Source organism: Chroococcidiopsis sp. TS-821, from assembly GCF_002939305.1.
Taxonomy (GTDB): Bacteria; Cyanobacteriota; Cyanobacteriia; order Cyanobacteriales; family Chroococcidiopsidaceae; genus Chroogloeocystis.
The window spans coordinates 1,205,319-1,225,479 of record NZ_MVDI01000001.1; the positions used below are offsets into that span (position 1 = coordinate 1,205,319).

A 20,161-nucleotide genomic window follows, 5' to 3' on the forward strand; every position below is an offset into this window, starting at 1 on the left:
ATGTCACTTTGATGCCCACGTACTTAACAGTAGCAATGCAAGCAGAATATCGCCAGCGTCGCGAACAGCTAATGACAAAAATCGGCAACGGCACCGCCATTTTTCGCAGTGCGCCAACGGCAGTCATGCACAACGATGTGGAATATATTTACCGTCAGGATAGCGACTTTTTCTACCTAACAGGATTTAACGAACCCGAAGCCGTTGCCGTCTTAGCGCCACATCACCCAGAACATCGCTTTATCTTGTTTGTCCAGCCCAAAGAACGAGAAAAAGAAGTGTGGACAGGCTACCGCTGTGGCGTGGAAGGGGCAAAAGAACGCTATGGAGCAGACGAAGCGTATCCGATCGGCGAACTCGATGAAAAATTACCGCAGTATCTCGAAAAAGCTGACCGGATTTATTACCGCTTAGGACGCGATCGCGCGTTTAATGAAAAAATTCTGCATCACTGGCAACGCCTACTCGCAACGTATCCCAAACGCGGTACAGGACCGATTGCCTTAGAAGATGTTGGCATACTGCTACACGCGATGCGACTCACAAAAAGTCCAGCTGAACTAGAATTGATGCGTAAAGCGGCGGAAATTTCCGTCGAAGCCCACAATCGGGCAATGGCGATCGCGCAACCAGGGCGTTACGAGTACGAAATTCAAGCCGAAATTGAACACGTCTTTCGCCGACGCGGTGGTATGGGACCTGCGTACCCCTCAATTGTTGCCTCTGGTGCGAATGCGTGCGTGTTGCACTACATCGAGAACAACTGCCAAATGCAGGAAAATCAACTGCTACTCATCGACGCTGGCTGTGCTTACGAGTACTACAACGGAGATATTACGCGGACATTCCCGATCAGCGGTAAGTTTACGCCAGAACAAAAAGCGTTGTATGAAATTGTCTTAGAAGCACAACAACAAGCGATCGCGCAAGTGAAACCAGGAAACCCCTACAATGCTTTGCACGATACTGCCGTGCGCGTCCTCACCGAAGGTTTAGTCGAACTGGGTATCCTCAAAGGTGAAATCGACAAACTCATCGAGGAAGAAAAATACAAACCCTTCTATATGCACCGCACAGGACACTGGCTAGGGTTAGACGTTCACGATGTCGGCGTTTATCAACACGGCGATAATCCTCAAATTTTACAACCTGGGCAAGTTCTCACCGTTGAACCGGGGCTTTATATCGTTCCCGACACCAAACCCGCCGAAGATCAACCCGAAATTGATCCCCGCTGGAGTGGAATTGGTATCAGGATTGAAGACGATGTATTAGTCACAGAAACTGGCAACGAAGTCTTAACCGCAGGTGTTCCTAAAGCAATTTCAGAATTGGAAAGGTAAAAATGGTAATTGGTACGCGGATCAAAGAAGCGGTAGTAGGATCTCAAGTCTTTTGACGTCCAAATTTAAAGTGAGTCGGTTAAATAAATTTTAGGCTTGCATGATGTCCTAAATCTGGCAGGGACGGAAGTAGGGACAAGCTTCTCTTCAATTGCTCTATTTTCCCTATTACCAGCTACCAATTACCAACCATTCAATCACATATATTTTTACCTACTAACTGAGCATCTCAAATGGTACTACTTCCACGACGACTACTTCAGACTGATTGGTTCTCACCAAAGCAAAACGTTATTTTAGTCGATACGCCAACTGCGGCTAACGAAATAGCTTTTATGCTAGGCGGCGACTGGGACGGATGTAATGGCGTTGTGTTAAAGAAATGTGACGAGGTAGCTGTCAACACTGCGGCTAGCCTCATTCAAGCACAGTGGTGTTATGTAGGGGCAGCAGTAACATATTTTACCCGATTAACTGCTCGCGAGTTGCTACGACGCTATCAAGCAGGCGAGCGAAATTTCACCAACGCCAACTTAAGAGGAATTTCACTCAATTCTTACAACTTAAATGCCATCAATCTCAGTTGGGCAAAGCTAACAGGGGCTACACTGCAAGAAACAAGCCTAACTTATGCCGATTTGACTGCAGCTGACTTAACAACGGCTGATTTAAGTTTGGCAAACTTGAGTAGAACAACGCTAGCAATGAGTAACTTAGCGCGGGCAAACTTGTCGCAAGCAAACCTTGCTGGTGCTAATTTATATCGTGCTTGCTTAAGAGGTGTCGATCTTGCACAAGCAAACCTCACAGGTGCTAACTTAACCTTAGCCGACCTCACAGGCGCAAACCTAAATGAAGCTAAGCTAACTCACGCCAACTTAACAGGAGCAAAGATACAGCTAGATATATAGTAGCGGTCAAAGTTTTTGATAGTAGGGACATAGGGGAAACTTTGTAGTTCTTTCAACACTCCACCAACTGAGCCTCTTGACCTACAGCATTCATCTCAGCTTCAGCCGCCGCTAGATGCTTCAACAAAGTTGCCTGTGTAAGCGAGCCTTGAATGTGACTCCAAGGTAAAACCCGATCGCGCGACCAATCGCTATACACGTAAAAATCCAAATCAGGAATCTGCCCGCGTAATGCTTTAAATGCCCGTCGGTAACTTCCCAGCGAGTCACCATAGTGCCGCGTCAACTCTAATAGTTGTGATAAACGGCGATCGCCCCGCGATATCAAAGCCTGAATCACCGACCAATTGTAACTTTCTGGTCGAAAATCAATTCCTTGGGGCTTAAGTTGCTTTTGCAAAAACTGCAATCGCTTCTCAGCTTGGCGGTTGACTCCATACCACTGAAACGGCGTATGCGCTTTCGGAACAAACGTACTGCATCCCAACGTTAACCGCAATCCTGGGGCAGCTTTTTTCAGCGATTTCATCATCGTGACAGTTTGTTCGAGATCGGTCATTTCTTCGCCAGGAACTCCCACCATCCCGTAAAGTTTTAAACCACTTAACCCTCCAGCTTTGGCATTAACCGCAGCTTGAATAATTGCATCATTATCGAGTTTTTTATTGATAATCCGCCGCAAGCGTTCTGAACCACTTTCGACCGCGATGGTCAGCGATCGCGTGTCACGTTTTGCTAACAATTGCGCCAGTTTTTCCGTTACGGTATTTGTGCGCACCGAAGCGATACTTAAACGGATATGGTCGTATTCTGGCTTACTCAAGTACTCTAACAAAGCATCAAACTCTGGGTGCTGAGTTACCGACGCGCCTAATAAACCAATGCGATCCGTAACAGCTAAACCGCGTTCAATCGCTGGAATCAACGACCCCTCAACACTCGCTGTCCGAAACGGAAGTGTCAAGTAACTTGCCAAGCAAAAGCGGCACATTTCGGGACAACTGCGTACCACCTCCACCATGTAGATATTTTCCCACGCGGCTTTTTCCGTGACTACCGTCGATGCAGATAACGTATTACCGCGATAAGTTTGCTTTTCGACAACGCTGGGAATTGCTGCTAGTGGTTCAATTGACTGAATTTCGCCTGTAAGATCTTGATAAGTTACTGCGTACAAACTAGGGATATAAACCCCTGGAACTTGTGCCAAATGTTGTAACTGAGTTGGGCGATCGCAATTGCGCACTTCTTTATAAGCAGCAATAAAATTTCCTAGTAAATTTTCCCCATCGCCAAGCAAAATAACATCAAAAAAATCTGCAAAAGGTTCTGGGTTTGCTGTTAATACTGAACCACCGCCAAACACTAGGGGATCGCTGTTGCGACGTACATTTGCCCGAATCGGAATTTCTAAAGATTCAAGTAAATTGAGAATGTTAACGTAATCAAGTTCCCAAGACACGGAAAAACCAAGTAACTCAGGATCGCGTGGTAATTGTTCGTGAATATCGGTAAACAAACGGCTTACCTGCACATCTGACCGCATTGCTAAAGTTGCCCACACGACTTGATAGCCTAAGCTAGTGATTCCCACGCTGTATTCATTAGGAAAAGCAAAAATCGTACGAATCGCGTTACTATCTGGAGTTGCTGGATTAAATAAAAGGCGTTCGTTGGCAAACAAGGAGGCAGTCACAGGCTTTAATTAGCTTTTAGCTATTGAGTTATCTATATCTTATTTTAAGCCCTAGAATTATTAAGTTAAAAATGAGCGTAATTAAGTTAGCAAGAATAATCGGTAATGCTTGCAGATACATTCCATAAATTAACCACAAAAATACGCCAGTAGAAAATATCATTAACATCCCTAAAGAAACGTCTTTAGCTGATTTAGAACGCCAAGTTTTAAATAATTGTGGTAAAAAGGCAATCGTCGTTAATGTTCCGGCTATTAGTCCTAAAATTGTGACAGAATCCATTTAATTTGTAGATGTTACGAACAAAAACTCCAGGCACCGAAAACGCAAAGATTAGAAATAAGAATGTCAGTGAGATTTTTTGTTATGAAGTTAGGCAATGTCAGCTTTCTAGAAAATAAAACAACAAAATCTTCTGCCTTCTACCTTCTGCCTTTTTTTATAAATTCTCGTTCTATTTCTTGAAGCGCTTGACGTAGATCTTCTGAGTGAAGCCAACCAACAAAGCCACTGTAGAGACACTTACCATCAGGACAACTGACAAAGACATGATCTATTCCTAACAAGTTTTTCCACGTGCAAATAGAAATACCATTCTCTAAAGTAAAGCAAACTTGCGCTTTGCTAAAGTCGCGATGATGCGCATCCGTGATTCCAGAAACGAGTTGCAAACGCTGAATCAGTAAGTCAGTTAGTTCAGGTTCGGAAATATCGCTTAGTGTTTTCTCGCTAGCCCAAAAATCTTGAATGACAGTTGCAACATCCGAGTGATGGCGCATAATTGCGTGCGATAAGCCAGGAAGTAAGACAAACTGGGCATTACGAAATTTTGTTGAACCTATCGGAATTGTGCCATCGCTACCATTGTCAAAATCTCCAGCAATGACTAACGTGGGGATCGCGAGAGCGATCGCTTCGGCAATTTTGCGGCGATTTTTGCCTAGGTCGCGTGCAATACCTACTCCCAAACTCAGAGGATCGAGTAATCTTGCTAAGTCTGCACCTCCGACAGGTGACGCAACCAACACTAATGATTCTACTCTTGACCACCATTCGGGATGACGGTTGAGAACTTCAAGCCAAATTAATCCTCCCATCGAGTGACCAATAATGCGGATTGGTACGTCTGGATAGCGCGAGTTTGTTTCAATCGCGATTGCTTCGACTGCTGCAATTAAAGGGTCAATTTGCAACCAAGTATTGATAAAGCCCAAGCTTGGGGCGACAACAAGTGTTTTCGGAGTTGCCAGACGATTTGCTAATGATGCGATCGCGCTACCTGTGTCCGCCCATCCATGCTGCGCATAAAGAATAAAATCTGGTTTATCAATTGGCATCGCGTACAAAATAAAGTTATCTGCCCAGTGCTATCTTAGCGGTGTTTAATCTAGTTTTACTTTTCAATCTCTTTCGTATTTACCCAACCTTGATATAGGAATTAGCTCTTCTGCGAGTAATCACTGATCCAAATTATCTATCAAATCATTGATGTGGTGGAGAATTTGACTATCTACTGATAGCGAAACTAGAAGATCTTGCCAATCAATTTCAAAAAATTTGGTAATTTTTTACACAGAGATTTACCAAATTGCACTAAGCGTTTTTCTTTTGGATGAGGTTGATAATTAACTGCAAAAATAATATCAAAATAACTTGCAACTAATGCGGCTATACGATGGTTAATACTTACAAAATCACTGGGGCTTATTGCTGATTCTATCTGATGCATATAAGCTGAGATATGCTGGCGGAGAATTGGAGAATTTTTAGCAACGATCGCGCGTCTCAATGTATAGTTGCGAAGTTTGGTTTTGTAAATGTCTATACCAACCATCGCGATCGTATAAAAGATGCGACGGTAAACATTCCACCACAGACACGTGGAATAGCCAACAGATGCTTGGTGCTTGACTAAGACCTCTGATTTATTTAGTGGTTAGTGACTAGTTGTACCATTACTCTGACTAAGAACTACAATTAATTTCTCCTCTGCTCCTGAAGTTGTATATTTGTAGAAACTTAAAGGCAAAGGGTATTACTATTCACCCTTCACCTTAACTGACCATTTTTGTTAATGCTCGTCAACCGAATTTGACATAGGTTCAAGCAATCAAGCTATTCAACTATGTCAGGGCAATACAATATTTCATAAATTGTTAACTGACAAACTAATGAGTTAACACCTTACATTGTCCTTGATGCCGTAATAGATGATCGCACAATACCAAAGCTACCATAGCTTCTACCATAGGTACAGCACGGGGTAGCACACAGGGATCGTGTCTTCCTTTAGCGGCTAATAGCGTTTCTTCGCCTTCACGGGTGACTGTACGCTGTTCCTTGCGAATTGTCGCCGTTGGTTTAAACGCTACTCGCAAAATAATATTTTCTCCATTAGAAATTCCTCCCTGAATCCCTCCTGAACGATTTGTTCGAGTACGCACTTCGCCGCGTTCGTCGGTGTAAAATTCATCATTGTGTTCGCTACCTGTGAGTAACGTACCAGCAAAACCCGAACCGATTTCAAAACCTTTAGAAGCAGGTAAAGACATCACGCCTTTGGCAAGATCGGCTTCTAGTTTGTCAAATACAGGTTCTCCTAAACCTTTGGGGACGTTTCGCGCTACGCATTCCACAACTCCACCGATTGAATCTCCCTGACGCCCAATTTGTTCGATGTATTCAATCATGCGTTCAGCGCATTCACCATCAGGACAGCGGACAATATTACTTTCAACTTGTGCAGTTGTCACCGTATTGGGATCGATAACTCCTTCTAAATCTTTGATACGTTTGACGTAACCAACAATTTCGACACCAGCTACCGCAAACAGAATTTTTTTAGCGATCGCACCCGCGGCTACTCTCCCAATCGTTTCGCGAGCAGAAGATCGACCACCACCTTGCCAGTTACGAATACCGTATTTCGCATCATAAGTCGCATCCGCGTGTGATGGACGGTACTTTTGCGCCATTTCATCGTAATCTTGCGGGCGAGTGTCTTTGTTGCGTACCAAAATTGCGATCGGCGTTCCCAAGGTTTTGCCTTCAAATACTCCCGATAGAATTTCGCACGTATCTGCTTCTTTGCGCGGTGTGGTAATTTTGCTTTGACCTGGGCGTCTGCGGTCGAGTTCTTGCTGAATTTCTGCGGCGGAAATTTCTAGGCGCGGCGGACAACCATCAATCACTACCCCAACGCCACCTCCGTGAGATTCGCCAAAGGTTGTTACCCGAAATAATCGTCCAAAAGTATTACCCATAGTGTTGGGGTGAATGATATTTTTACCAAACTTACCAAACTTAAAGATATCAAGATTTTACTGTTTAGTTTGGGAGTCTTGCTGCTTAGGTATGAGAAGGTTTACGCGTTCCTCTAGATATGCATGGAAGCCTTAGTAGCTTTTGCGCCTTCTTAACTTGGTGAGGACAACAGCATAGACATTCATGCTGAATACCGCAAAATTACTGAAAAATCAGCAGATTGCAATTGAAATTCAGTGATTTTACTGTAGACACTCTATGACAATTTCCACAAAAGTGATACTCACGACGCAGTAATCATGCTAAAAGCATCATCAACGTTAGTAAATACTGAAAGTCTTTTTGTACGGTGCATTAGTTTTGTTGTGGACTTTGCATAGCTTCAAGCAAGATCTAAAATATCCAGAACGGTATGCAAAGGTTGAAACATCAATTATCTTTTGTAGAACTGCTAGTAGTGAGGTAGGATGACCAGCGTCGAATCAGTTTCTCGCTCAGATTTAGAGCAAAGACGAAAAATGTTGCGGACTCACAGACGCCTCAAAATGGTACAGGCTGCGTGGCAAACTTTGGTAGCTGGCGGAATCCTCGGTGGCTTAGTTTGGGCGACGACTCAACCTATTTGGGTATTGCGCGAGTCGAGTCAAGTGACAATCGAAGGAAACCAACTCCTAGCAACACAAGCAATTAAGTCACTGCTACCTATTACCTACCCACAGTCACTATTGCGAATTCAACCCGAAGCGATCGCAACGACACTAGAATCGCAACCTACGATCGCAAATGCGAATGTCACGCGCGAATTGTTTCCCCCAGGTTTACACGTCCAAGTTAGCGAAAGAATTCCGGTGGCGATCGCCTACATTAAACCACCCCAAACTATAACAACCGACGCGCAAGCTAATATGGGATTTGTCGATGCTCAGGGAGTGTGGATTCCTTTTCAAACTTATGCTGCCCAATCTTCAAATTTGAAACTGCCACAGTTAAGAGTCATTGGTCCTTGGGAGCGCTATCAATCTTATTGGGCTTCTCTATATCAAAGTGTTAGTCGTAGTCCAGTCAAAATTACTGAAGTCGACTGTCAAGATCCTACTAATATTATTCTTAAAACTGAATTAGGAATCGTGCATCTTGGTGCCTATACTTCGAGACTAAACCAGCAGCTACGAGTCCTCGATCAAATGCGGCAACTTCCTCAACAATTAAATCCTAGTCAAATTGCTTACATTGATCTTTCCAATCCCGATGCTCCTACAGTACAAATGAACCACGTAGAAACGGTTAATCCTGATACTCCACAATAGTGAGGTTGATGCCAATATTGTCAAGATATATAAGTAAGTTTCATAAGTTTTCTTTTTGACAAAGAAAACTACTTTTGTATTTTTTTACATACAATGTTCCTCAAAGTTAATAGTTGACTATCTAGTGAAGCAAGCACAGTAAACTGCTTAAATAAAGTTTTAGTATTGACAAAGCTATGCTTAAAATTATTGTTTATCAAAGTAAAAATTGTTGATTTTCTTTAAAAGAAGACGACCAAGATGCATTTTTGTATTTTTTAATTAAGTTGACAAGGAAAATAGTGTAGGCTAGTTTTTGGCAGCGTTTCGCCTTCTCAATCATCGTCGAAAGCCGCCGAGCGATCAAACGAACAACTGTATAGTAGTACAGGAAAACGTAAAAGCTATTTGAAAGCAAAGCCAACGACATGACAAGATTTAACAGCAAGTCTCACGAACCAACTGCCAACTCATCGCTAATCAAAGGAGCGTGACAATCCCACTAATTAAGCTTGTTTCATCAGAACTGTTAGCTTGACACTTTGACTCGAAAAGTAGATAACCTACAAAGGTGGAAGTTATTAACCCTATTAATTAGGTTCAACTCAATCAATTGTTAAAACTTAATACGCAACCGCAAGTACTTTGCTATGAGATTTGCTATTTATCAGCAAACCCAATATTATTCCGATTAGGAACACTCATTAGAAGAACGAGTAATCTGCCTACACTTACGTTTTTTATAAATCACTGCATTAATTGGATTATTGTATTGACTCTATTTACACTAGTAACAATATTAATTTCTTGCAATAGAGCGACATTTACAGTCATACCGCAGATCGATGGCAGAGTCAGAGGCGGTCAACCTATAGTAGACTCTTAGCCGAATCACATCTAAAAAGTTGTTTACATACCCTTGTTCATGCCAATGGTGCTTAATAGTAAAAGAGAGCGTAGCGATCAAAGCTCACAATCTGCAGGACAGCCAAGCTATTCACTGACTGTCAACTCGAACAACCCTTTTAACTCTTCAGGAATTCATTTTGGGCAGAATTACGATTCCAAAGGAGTTCCTGAACCAGACAGTCAATTCGATGATATTGTGCCAGGTCGAGTTGCCAATATTAAAGTTATTGGTGTTGGTGGAGGAGGTGGCAATGCAGTTAACCGGATGATTGCTAGCGAAGTGAGCGGTATTGAGTTTTGGTCAATCAATACAGATGCTCAGGCTTTAACAAATACATCAGCAAATCGGCGGTTACAAATTGGACAAAAGCTAACGCGCGGTCTAGGCGCAGGTGGTAATCCGGCGATTGGTCAAAAAGCTGCTGAAGAATCACGCGAGGAAATTGCTGCAGCTTTAGAAAATGCTGACCTTGTATTTATTACTGCAGGTATGGGCGGTGGGACAGGAACTGGTGCAGCACCAATCGTAGCAGAAGTCGCAAAAGAATTAGGCGCACTGACTGTTGGAGTGATTACGCGTCCTTTTATGTTTGAAGGGCGGCGGCGTACTGCACAAGCTGAACAGGGGATCGAGGCACTGCAAAGCCGCGTCGATACGCTAATTGTCATCCCCAACGATAAACTGCTATCTGTTATTTCAGAGCAAACGCCGGTACAAGAAGCTTTTCGGATTGCGGATGATATCCTCCGGCAGGGCGTACAAGGAATTTCTGATATTATCACCATCCCAGGGTTAGTAAACGTTGACTTTGCAGATGTCCGCGCCATTATGGCAGACGCAGGTTCAGCGTTGATGGGAATTGGCATTGGTTCTGGCAAATCGCGCGCTAGAGAAGCCGCAAACGCAGCAATTTCGTCGCCGCTTCTCGAATCATCAATCGAGGGAGCCAAAGGCGTCGTTTTTAATATTACTGGCGGTCACGATTTAACTTTACACGAAGTCAATGCCGCAGCGGAAACAATTTATGAAGTCGTAGACCCCAACGCCAATATTATTTTTGGTGCCGTTATTGACGAAAAACTACAAGGTGAAATACGAATTACAGTAATTGCTACAGGATTTTCTACAGAAACTACCGCTGAATCACAAGCAAGTGCGCGAGTCATCTCCAAGCCGCAACCACAAGCTACACCAAGTGCGCCATCTTCTCCCACAATTGAGATAGAAACTGTAGAAAAGCCAGGTTTAGATATTCCTGAGTTTCTTCAAAGAAGGCGCAATCCTCGGTCTTGAGACGAAGCGTAGACGTTAAAGCCGCGTCTACGCCCCCACCGCTTTTAACTCCAGCCACTGAATGACCTGTTCGCCCAAGCGAATGTCTTCTAGGCGATCGATTTCCCGAATACCTGTGGGACTTGTGACGTTGACTTCGGTGAGGTAACCGCCAATCACATCGATTCCCACAAAATACAAGCCGTCTTGGTGCAATTTCTTCGCGATATCGGCGCACATTGATTGCTCGCGCTCAGTGATGCCAATTTGAGCCACAGTTCCGCCTGCTGCCATATTGTTGCGAAACTCATTTCCTGAAGACAGTCGATTGAGCGCGCCTATGGGTTTACCATCAAGGAGAATAATTCTTTTATCACCTTCTTTGGCAGCAGGTAGGTAAGTTTGTACCATAACGGGTACGCTGCCTTGCAAGGTACTCAACTCAACCATCGAGTTAAAATTGCGATCGCTAGCTTCTAAATAGAGAATTCCTTCTCCTGCTTTGTTTCCCAAAGGCTTAAGAATTGCTGCACCTTGTGCCTCGACAAACTCGCGAATTGTTTGTTTGTCAGAACTAACAATTGTCTCTGGAATCCAGTCAGTAAATTGTAGCGCGTACATCTTTTCATTGGCGGCTCTGATTCCTTGGGGATCGTTGATCACTAAAGTTTTGGCAGGATCGATGTAATCTAAAATATACGTCGCATACAGGTAGGAAACCGTTACCGGCGGATCGGTGCGCATGAAAACAGCGTCCATGCTTTCTAAGGGTGCGAAAGTGCGATCGCTCAACTCAAACCAAGGATTTTCCGCAACCCACCGTCCTTGCACGAGTTGTACAGGTTTTAGCTGCACTCGTTCTAACACAGCCCAAGCTTTACCTGCTACGACACTCAAAAGATTTGCTTGCGTTATCCAAACCGCATGACCGAGGGCTTGTGCGGCTTCCATCAAAGCGATACTCGTGTCGTGCCCTGGATCGAGCTGCGCAATGGGATCAATAATAAAGGCAAGTTTCATTGCTTTTTTACGCTGCTAGTAGTTGATCGAGCTTGCCTTGAAATTCCAATTCGTACAAATCGTCACAGCCGCCGATATGGTTATTATTAATGAAAATTTGCGGTACCGAACGTCTACCATTCGCGCGTTTTGCCATTTGCGATCGCGCTACCTCGTCACCATCAATCACGTATTCTGTAAACTCAACGCCTTTCTCTTTGAGTAAAGCTTTAGCGCGAATACAAAAAGGGCATCGGCTCCAGGTATAAATTTCGATGTTAGGCTTCATAAGCTATTTCAAGGTTGAAATAAAACCACTAAGTAATAATTCTTAAACTTTATTTTAAACTGTGCCACATAAGGTAACTGGGGATCAATTAATCAAAAAAAGGATAGGATTCATGCTATTTCACTGCTTGAGAGCTATACGCAAATTCTCCTGAAGCACCTGAAGCACCTCAGCTCCCCCGCTCTATAAAAACTACGACTCCTCGGCTTCTTGATAGAGTTGCTCTAGCGCTTGATGTTGAGTCCGCCGCGAATGCCGTCGATATTTTGTTTCTAGCTTGGGTTCGTATTGTCTTTTACCGCGCTTTGTTTTCAGTTTCACACTCGACTCAGGGTCAGCTTGCTGATTGATTTGTTCTTGGTGGGCGATCGCCTCTTCTAGAAAAACCAAATAATGCTCGTATCGTTCCCAATCACCGCGCACTGCACAATTAGGCTCATCGCGGTGCAAACAATCGCTAAATTGACAACTTTGTTGTGCTAGTCGCTGTCGGGCTTCTGGAAAATAATTTGCTAACTCGGGTGGGCGACAAGTTAAATCCGGTTGATTGAACCCAGGAGTATCTGCCAGTAATCCACCGTCGGGTAGGGTAAAAAGTTCTACGTGACGAGTCGTGTGCCGCCCGCGACTTAGCTTTCCAGAAACTTCACTGGTTCGCAGGTGCACTGTAGGAATCAAGGCATTGATTAAACTCGACTTTCCCACTCCCGAAGGTCCAGCCACCGCGGAAATGCGCGCTTTGAGCAGATTGCGAACTTCTGAAATACCACTTCCATCACGTACGCTGATCAACACGGGTTGATAGCCCCATTGCTGTAGGCGATCGCGCCATTGTTGCTGTTGTTCTGATGTCAGTAGATCGCTTTTGTTTAAACACAAACGCACTTCGAGTCCTGTAGACTCGGCTTTGACCAAAAAGCGACTCAGTTGGTAGGGTTCTAAGGGTGGTTCTGCCAAAGCAAAAACTAAAAGAATTTGTTCGGCATTCGCAATTGGCGGACGATCTAATTGTGATGTTCGCGGTAAAACTCCGGCAATTGCGCCTCTACCACCCGCCCAATCAGGTTCTACAATTTCGACGCGATCGCCTACCATAACTTGCTGCCCTAGTTTTTTTAACCGCGCCCGCCGCGTACATAACAAAAGGGGTGAGGGGTGCGGAGAGTGGGGTGAGGGATTTAGGCGGACTCGATAGTAGTTAGCTTGGACGGCTAGGACTGTACCTCTTAACGGTGCATCAGCGTCATTAAGCCTCTCGTTCGATGTCACTTCGTTGCTCATGCAAGCGTTAAGAAATGCGTACGCGACTCTGAAATGAGTGCCCAACTGTCTTCAGGAAAACTAGATTTCATTCCTGACCTCCCACTGACCGCTGATCGCTCGCACTGGCATCACCTGGACGCCGAACGAATAGGGCGAAATAGCCATTGCGTTCCGCGATCTGTTCAACTGGATAACCTGCCATCGTTAGACTGTCAGGAACCTGCTCAATCGGCTCGCCAGGATCTAACCACACTTCTAAGCACGACCCTGGCGGCATTTTTTCCAAGCGCAACTTTGTCCGAACAAAGTTTAGCGGACAAGGAGTCCCGCGCAAATCGAGTTGCGCGTGCGGTTGAGATAGCGCCGTTTGATTCATCGCTGGAACAGATTTCCTAAAAACCCTTCTAGACCACCTTTACCAGTGCGATCGCCCTTAATTTTAGCTAATTTTTCCAAGAGTTCTCTTTCTTCTGTCGTAATCTTCGTAGGAATGTCAATCAAAATTGTAATCAAATGATCGCCGCGACTTACGGGATTACCTAAGCGCGGGACACCATGATTTTCTAGTGTAATTACCGTATTCGGTTGCGTTCCTGCTGGTATGACGAGTTCTTGCGGTCCATCAACCGTATTTACCTGTATTCGACAGCCCAAAATTGCTTGGAGATAGCTAATTTTGACCTCTGAGAGAATGTTGATGCCTTCGCGCTGAAATTCTGCATCTTCATTTACAAATAAATAAACGTATAAATCTCCCGGAGGCCCGCCGCGCTGACCAGCATCGCCTTCACCAGAGATCCGCAACCGCGTCCCGTTGTCTACCCCAGCCGGAATTGTAATTTTTAGTTTCTTAGTAACTTGGCGGACGCCATTCCCTTCACAAGCATCGCACTTTTCTTCGATCGTCTGTCCTGTGCCATTACACGTAGGACACGTTGACACTTGCGTAAAACTACCAAATGGCGTACGCGTTACGCGCCGCACTTGACCTGAACCACTACACGTTGAACAACTACGGGGTCGAGTTCCTGGTTTTGCTCCCGAACCATTACAAACTTCACACGTTTCCAAGTGCGAAATGCGGATTTCTTTTTCGCCACCAAAAACAGCTTCGCGAAACTCTAGTTTGAGATCCAGCCGCAGATCGTCACCGCGAACCGGACCACTACGCCGCGATCGCGTTTGTCCTGCACCGGCAAAACCGCTAAAGAAACTTTCAAACAAATCGGCAAAGCCGCCCATGTCGCCCATATCTTGGAATCCGCCAACTCCAACTCCACCGGCAACACCAGCTTCGCCAAAGCGATCGTAACGCGCGCGGGTTTCGGGTTCAGAAAGCACTTCGTAAGCCCGATTAATTTCTTTAAAGCGCTCCTCTGCTCCCGCTTCTTTGTTCACATCTGGGTGATACTTGCGGGCTAATCGCCGATAGGCGCGCTTGATTTCTTCTTTGTCGGCGTTACGAGAAACACCTAAAATTTCGTAGTAGTCGCGGGCCATAAAGCGCTGCTTTGCTTGAGGTTAGTATTTATATAATTCTTAATTTATTTTAGATTATTGACCATTTAGTCATTATTCCCATACTACAACCTTAGTGGGATAGCGATAAGTAAGCAATCGTCATTGCGTTGTATCATACTTTAGGTTGCTAACAGGTCATAATTGATAAGTCTTGCCGCAGTTTAGCAATTACCAGCTACCAATGACCAATCATCAGCCTTTATCTTCTGCCTATATTTCAGTCAGTTGTTATTCAATTGCTTCATAGTCAGCTGTCACCGTGTAATCTTCATCAAAATCAAAATTGTATTCTTCTGCAACAGTAGCATTATCTGCGGTGCTTAAATTGCCAGCTTCGAGATCGCTGTTGTGCGCCGAGAGCTCGCTTTCTTCAGTGCTGATTTGTTGATTTAGTGCTTTGTCAGCATTGTTATAGACCTCTGTACCAACCGCATATAGTGTTTGCTGGAAGTTATGCAAAATTTGCTTGGCTTTTTCTACTGTGATTTCTTCAGCAAAGGCAATGCGTAGTTCCTCAGCTTTCTGACTAACTTCCAGTTTTAGGCGATCGCCGATCAAGTGTTCGTTGTCCTTTAACGTTGCTTCGTAGCTGTATAATAAATCCTCCGCTTGGTTGCGCAAAGCGATCAATTCTATACGCTTTTTATCCTGTTCCGCATAGATTTCTGCCTCTTGGCGCATTTGTTCGATTTCGGCGGCGCTTAAGCCACCAGTATTGGTGATGCGAATACTTTGTTCGCGCCCTGTACCTTTGTCTTGAGCCGAAACTTTCAAAATACCATTAACATCAATTTCGAACGATACCTCAATTTGTGGGATTCCTCGTGGCGCGGGGGGAATTCCAGTTAAGAGGAATTTGCCAAGACTTTTGTTGTCTTTGGCTAACGGGCGTTCTCCCTGAAGCACGTGAATTTCTACTGATGATTGACCATCAGTTGCTGTGGAAAAAACCTGCGACTTACTCGTTGGGATAGTTGTATTGCGTTCGATAACTTTTGTAAAGACTTCTCCGAGTGTCTCGATTCCGAGCGAAAGAGGGGTGACATCTAACAGTAAAACATCTTCAACTTCACCGCCTAATACCCCGCCTTGAATTGCTGCGCCCAAAGCTACAGCTTCATCTGGATTGACCGAACGTTCTGGAGTTTTGCCGTTGAAAAACTTTTGCACGGCATTAGTTACTGCTGGAATGCGCGTGGAACCACCAACCAAAATAATGCGGTCAATATCAGCAGGTTGTAAGCCACTATCTTTCAACGCCTGACTCATCGGTTGAATTGTCGCGGCAATTAAATGGTTGACTAACTCTTCAAATTTGGCACGAGTGAGTTCCATTTCTAAGTGTTTCGGACCGCTTGCATCAGCCGTGATAAACGGGAGATTGATTGATGTCGTACCCAGCGTTGAAAGTTCGATTTTGGCTTTCTCAGCAGCTTCTCGCAACCGCTGTAGTGCCATTTTGTCTGCAGATAAATCAATCTTTTCTTGTTCGCGAAAACAGGCGAGCATCCAGTTGACAATACAGCTATCAAAGTCATCACCACCGAGATGATTGTTACCAGCAGTTGCTTTGACTTCAAAGACACCGTCGCCGAGTTGTAAGATCGAAACATCGAAAGTGCCACCGCCAAGGTCAAATACGAGAATTTTTTGCTCTTGTTCGAGTTTGTCCAAGCCGTAAGCTAAAGCTGCTGCGGTAGGTTCATTGATAATGCGCAGCACTTCTAACCCAGCAATTGTACCTGCGTCTTGGGTGGCTTGACGTTGAGCATCCGTAAAGTATGCTGGGACTGTAATCACTGCTTGGGCGATCGCTTCACCTAAAAAACTTTCGGCATCTTGTTTGAGCTTCCATAAAATCATTGCGGAAATTTCTTGAGGAGTGTAGGTGCGATCGCGGATTTGGACGTCAACCGTATCATCGCGACCTTTAATACATTTGTATGGCACTCGGCTGCGCTCTGTAGCCGTGTCATCCCAGCGACGTCCAATAAATCGCTTGATGCTGTAAATCGTATTCTCCGCGTTCGTGACGAGTTGGCGCTTCGCGAGTTGTCCGATCAGGCGATCGTTACCTTTGCCAAAACCTACAACACTAGGAGTTGTTCTTCCTCCCTCTGAATTGGCAATAACCATAGGTTGACCACCTTCTAAGATGGCAACGCAACTATTCGTGGTGCCTAAGTCGATGCCAATGACTTTTCCCATATTTTCTAGTCGTAAGTGCGATTAGATTTTTAGAGTTTGTTTGACTCTTGGGACGATTGCATCCACGGCGTCGATTTGTACGGTTATTGCCAATGCGTTCGATTGACTTACTCGGTGTCTGACGTTGCAGAAGTTTCTCCTGGTTCAGGAGCCGCTGCAACTTTTACCAAAGCATGACGTAAAACGCGATCGCCTAGGAAATATCCCCGAACTAATTCTTCTAACACTGTTCCTTCAGGATGTTCATCCGTAGGTTCACGCATTACGGCTTCGTGGTAGTTGGGATCGAAGGGACTGCCTTCGGAGCGCATTGCGGAAACTCCTAGACGCTTCAAGGTTTCTACCATTTGCTTATAAACGCTCTGGTAGCTTTTATGAATTGTCATTTCCGCGTCGGTTTGAGGTTTGATTTGCGATCGTGCCCGCTCAAAGTTATCGACTACAGGCAATAACTCGGTAATCGTGTCGCGTTTAATTTTCTGCTCGATTTCTTCTTTTTCCTTCTGCATCCGCTTGCGGAAATTCTCAAAATCTGCGCCAATCCTCATGTATTGAGAGGTGCGCTCCTCCAACTGCGATTTGAGCGATTCTATCTGTGCTGTTAATTCAGCTATTTGCTGCTCTTGTTCTGAAGCAGCCGCCACTACACTTTCCTCATCAGTTGTTTCGCCTGATGAGCTTGCGGAGTCTACGACTTGAGCATTTACCTCGGAGTTATCATTCAAATTCATTGTTTCAGATGAGGTGTTACTCTCTTGTTCTGCGATTTCTGTTTGCTTATCCTCGTCAACCATTATGCACCAATCTTAGATACTCGAAACTGCGTTCTATACTTACTTGTTTCACCGTACCTTTTCTAGGATGCACTAATTACATCCTAAGTAGCAAAACTCAGCACAATTTTTGAGGAGTGAGTAGTTAGTAGTTGGTGGCGAGTGACTAGTAATACTTAATTGTAGACTTTTCTTTCTTCTTTCCCAATCCTGCTTGTGTTCAGAAACATCACTAACCTCTGACCCCCAAACCCTATAATGACCGAAGCTTTAATTTTCTGTGCCACGTAGCAACTTTGCGAGAGTTTTTGGGAATACTCTTATGTGGAAACATTTCACGACTGATGTATGACCTACTCCCCCTCACAGCGGCGTGCCCTGATCGTCAAAAATGACTTTTCTCCTTTCGGCAATAAGGTAGTTGAGTCGGGGTATGTCAGTAATGAACAGATGCAGCAAGCTCTGAGCGAAAGTCGTAAATCCAAAAGACCTATTATCGAAGTTCTAGAATCGCTGACTGGGCGTCAACTCTCACCCGACTTACTGCGGTTTTATAAAAAACAGCAACTTTTTGAACTCAAAATTGTCTACGGAGTTGAATTTATTGACCCTGAAATCAATCAAATTGCTACTAATCAAGTCGCAAATTTAATTGATACATTGATTCCAGTGGAGATATGCCGCCGTTTTCAATTAATGCCTTTATCCCAAACTGCCGATCCTCCTGCAGTGTTAGTGGCGATGGTCGATCCCGATCATCTTGAAGCTCAGGATAATTTAAGTCGCATTCTCCGTCCTAAAGGTTTAGGATGGCAACGCATCGGAATTGCGCAAGACGACTTTCAGCAGTTATTTGCTAAATACCTCGACGCCCAAGTTGAACAGCAAAAGCAGAAAGAATTACAAAAATCGGTAGATGTTCAATCGGAAATCGAAGGTTTAGAAGGTTTTGATTTACAAAATGCTCACGATGAGGTAGAAGCCGATTTAGGCGCGGCGATTCAAAATGCTGAAGCCGCTCCGGTCATTGCTTTAGTCAATAAAATTCTGGTTAAAGCACTGCAAGAAAAAGTTTCAGACATTCATATCGAACCGCAAGAAGAATATCTCAGAATTCGCTTTCGCAAGGATGGCGTTTTACGTCAAGCGTTCGATCCCTTGCCTAAGAAAATTGTTGCTGCGGTTGTCGCGCGTTTTAAAATTATTTCAGACTTGGACATCGCTGAACGGAGGATGCCCCAAGATGGAAGAATTCGGCGCGTATTTGAAGGACGTAAAGTCGATTTTCGCGTAAGTACGTTACCGAGTCGTTATGGTGAAAAAGTTGTCTTGCGAATTTTAGATAACTCAGCAACTCAACTCGGTTTAGATAAGCTCATCAGCGATGAAGAAAGTTTGCAAATTGTCCGCGAAATGGCGAGTCGTCCTTTCGGATTACTGTTAGTCACAGGACCAACAGGTTCGGGAAAATCAACGACTTTGTATTCGATCTTGGCAGAACGTAACGAGCCAGGAGTCAACATTAGTACTGCGGAAGATCCTATTGAGTATTCATTGCCAGGGATTACTCAGGTACAGGTGATTCGCGACAAAGGGATGGATTTTGCCTCGATTTTGCGGTCATTTCTGCGGCAAGATCCGGATGTGATTCTTGTGGGCGAGACACGCGATCGCGAAACTGCTAAAACCGCGATTGAGGCTGCATTAACAGGACACCTAGTATTGACAACACTCCACACAAATGATGCTGCAGGTGCGATCGCTCGTTTGGATGAAATGGGAGTTGAGCCGTTTATGGTTTCAGGAGCCTTACTTGGTGTTGTAGCCCAGCGTTTAGTAAGGCGTGTTTGTTCCGCTTGTCGCATTCCCTATAAACCATCTCCTCAGGAATTAGCGCGCTTTGGCTTAACCAGCTCGCAAGACGCTGGCGTGACCTTTTACAAAGCAAAAACTCTACAGCCTGAAGAAATTGCGACTGCTAAGAATCAAGGTGAACTTTGTCCTGAATGTAACGGTGTTGGTTACAAGGGACGTTGTGGGGTATATGAAGTCATGCGGATTAACCAGCGGCTGCAAACTTTAATTACCGAAGGCGCACCTACTGAACGCATTAAAGAAGTCGCAGTTGAAGATGGGATGAAGACCTTACTGTCATATAGCCTTGACCTTGTGCGTCGAGGTTTCACCACACTCGAAGAAGTTGAGCGCGTGACTTTTACGGATTCTGGTTTAGAAGCAGAACTCAAAGCCAAACGTAAAAGTTCTTTAGAATGTCGCACTTGTAGCGCCGAGTTACAACCAGAGTGGCTAGAATGTCCCTACTGTATGACACCACGTTTTCAGGAATAGTACGAACAACCCAGAACTATTGTCGTGGAAACCTTATTTTAACGCTAACCCCTGACCCCAACCTCTGACTTTTGCT

17 protein-coding genes are annotated in these 20,161 nt (G+C 44.5%); 5 read left to right on the plus strand and 12 right to left on the minus strand.

What is annotated here, in order from left to right; genetic code table 11:
- The first annotated feature begins 35 nt into the window (after positions 1-35).
- Together pepP and B1A85_RS05505 are read left to right on the plus strand one after the other, a co-directional pair.
- Positions 36-1,343 (plus strand): Xaa-Pro aminopeptidase, encoded by a 1,308-nt coding sequence (pepP, locus tag B1A85_RS05500; RefSeq protein ID WP_104546309.1) that lies wholly within the window; start codon positions 36-38, stop codon positions 1,341-1,343.
- 233 nt (positions 1,344-1,576) lie between these two features.
- Positions 1,577-2,254 carry a pentapeptide repeat-containing protein gene (locus tag B1A85_RS05505; RefSeq protein WP_104545875.1) on the plus strand — a complete coding sequence of 226 codons (678 nt, stop codon included), beginning with the start codon at positions 1,577-1,579 and terminating at the stop codon, positions 2,252-2,254.
- A gap of 52 nt (positions 2,255-2,306) precedes the next feature.
- Here B1A85_RS05505 and B1A85_RS05510 read toward each other — a convergent pair whose 3' ends face one another.
- From B1A85_RS05510 to aroC, 5 genes are all read right to left on the minus strand, one after another.
- Positions 2,307-3,950: a radical SAM protein gene (locus B1A85_RS05510; protein WP_104545876.1), complete on the minus strand. Its 1,644-nt coding sequence runs from the start codon at positions 3,948-3,950 to the stop codon at positions 2,307-2,309.
- Between the two features lie 28 nt (positions 3,951-3,978).
- Entirely contained in the window at positions 3,979-4,233 is a 255-nt protein-coding gene (locus tag B1A85_RS05515) for a SemiSWEET transporter (protein ID WP_104545877.1), read from the minus strand.
- A gap of 140 nt (positions 4,234-4,373) precedes the next feature.
- Positions 4,374-5,288, minus strand: a complete 915-nt coding sequence (locus tag B1A85_RS05520; RefSeq protein WP_104545878.1) for an alpha/beta fold hydrolase — start codon at positions 5,286-5,288, stop codon at positions 4,374-4,376.
- 188 nt (positions 5,289-5,476) lie between these two features.
- Complete coding sequence (locus tag B1A85_RS05525) at positions 5,477-5,785, minus strand: hypothetical protein (protein WP_104545879.1); 309 nt, start codon at positions 5,783-5,785, stop codon at positions 5,477-5,479.
- Between the two features lie 334 nt (positions 5,786-6,119).
- A complete protein-coding gene (gene aroC, locus B1A85_RS05530) occupies positions 6,120-7,214 on the minus strand; it encodes a chorismate synthase (protein WP_104545880.1) in 1,095 nt (364 codons plus the stop codon).
- A 468-nt stretch (positions 7,215-7,682) separates the two neighbouring features.
- On the opposite strand from aroC, the gene B1A85_RS05535 reads away from it, so the two are divergent.
- Positions 7,683-8,522, plus strand: a complete 840-nt coding sequence (locus B1A85_RS05535) for a cell division protein FtsQ/DivIB (protein ID WP_104545881.1) — start codon at positions 7,683-7,685, stop codon at positions 8,520-8,522.
- Between the two features lie 910 nt (positions 8,523-9,432).
- On the plus strand, positions 9,433-10,704 hold the full coding sequence (ftsZ, locus tag B1A85_RS05540) for a cell division protein FtsZ (RefSeq protein ID WP_104546310.1): 1,272 nt from the start codon (positions 9,433-9,435) through the stop codon (positions 10,702-10,704).
- Between the two features lie 27 nt (positions 10,705-10,731).
- On the opposite strand, the gene gshB is transcribed toward ftsZ, so the two are convergent.
- The 7 genes from gshB to grpE form a co-directional block, all read right to left on the minus strand.
- Positions 10,732-11,703, minus strand: coding sequence for a glutathione synthase (gshB, locus tag B1A85_RS05545; RefSeq protein WP_104545882.1), 972 nt, complete (start codon positions 11,701-11,703; stop codon positions 10,732-10,734).
- Between the two features lie 7 nt (positions 11,704-11,710).
- The gene (grxC, locus tag B1A85_RS05550) at positions 11,711-11,971 is read right to left on the minus strand and encodes a glutaredoxin 3 (RefSeq protein WP_104545883.1); all 261 of its coding nucleotides are present in this window, start codon (positions 11,969-11,971) and stop codon (positions 11,711-11,713) included.
- Positions 11,972-12,163: 192 nt separating this feature from the next.
- Positions 12,164-13,252: a small ribosomal subunit biogenesis GTPase RsgA gene (gene rsgA / locus B1A85_RS05555; protein WP_104545884.1), complete on the minus strand. Its 1,089-nt coding sequence runs from the start codon at positions 13,250-13,252 to the stop codon at positions 12,164-12,166.
- Positions 13,253-13,319: 67 nt separating this feature from the next.
- The gene (locus B1A85_RS05560) at positions 13,320-13,610 is read right to left on the minus strand and encodes a sulfurtransferase TusA family protein (RefSeq protein WP_104545885.1); all 291 of its coding nucleotides are present in this window, start codon (positions 13,608-13,610) and stop codon (positions 13,320-13,322) included.
- The gene (gene dnaJ, locus B1A85_RS05565; RefSeq protein WP_104545886.1) at positions 13,607-14,734 is read right to left on the minus strand and encodes a molecular chaperone DnaJ; all 1,128 of its coding nucleotides are present in this window, start codon (positions 14,732-14,734) and stop codon (positions 13,607-13,609) included. Before dnaJ ends, B1A85_RS05560 begins: the two co-directional genes overlap by 4 nt.
- 249 nt (positions 14,735-14,983) lie before the next feature.
- Positions 14,984-16,963, minus strand: coding sequence for a molecular chaperone DnaK (gene dnaK / locus B1A85_RS05570; protein WP_104545887.1), 1,980 nt, complete (start codon positions 16,961-16,963; stop codon positions 14,984-14,986).
- A 107-nt stretch (positions 16,964-17,070) separates the two neighbouring features.
- Positions 17,071-17,757, minus strand: a complete 687-nt coding sequence (gene grpE / locus B1A85_RS05575; RefSeq protein ID WP_104545888.1) for a nucleotide exchange factor GrpE — start codon at positions 17,755-17,757, stop codon at positions 17,071-17,073.
- A 327-nt stretch (positions 17,758-18,084) separates the two neighbouring features.
- Between grpE and B1A85_RS05580 the strand changes: the two genes are divergently transcribed.
- Positions 18,085-20,085 (plus strand): GspE/PulE family protein, encoded by a 2,001-nt coding sequence (locus tag B1A85_RS05580; RefSeq protein WP_104545889.1) that lies wholly within the window; start codon positions 18,085-18,087, stop codon positions 20,083-20,085.
- The last annotated feature ends 76 nt before the right edge of the window (positions 20,086-20,161 follow it).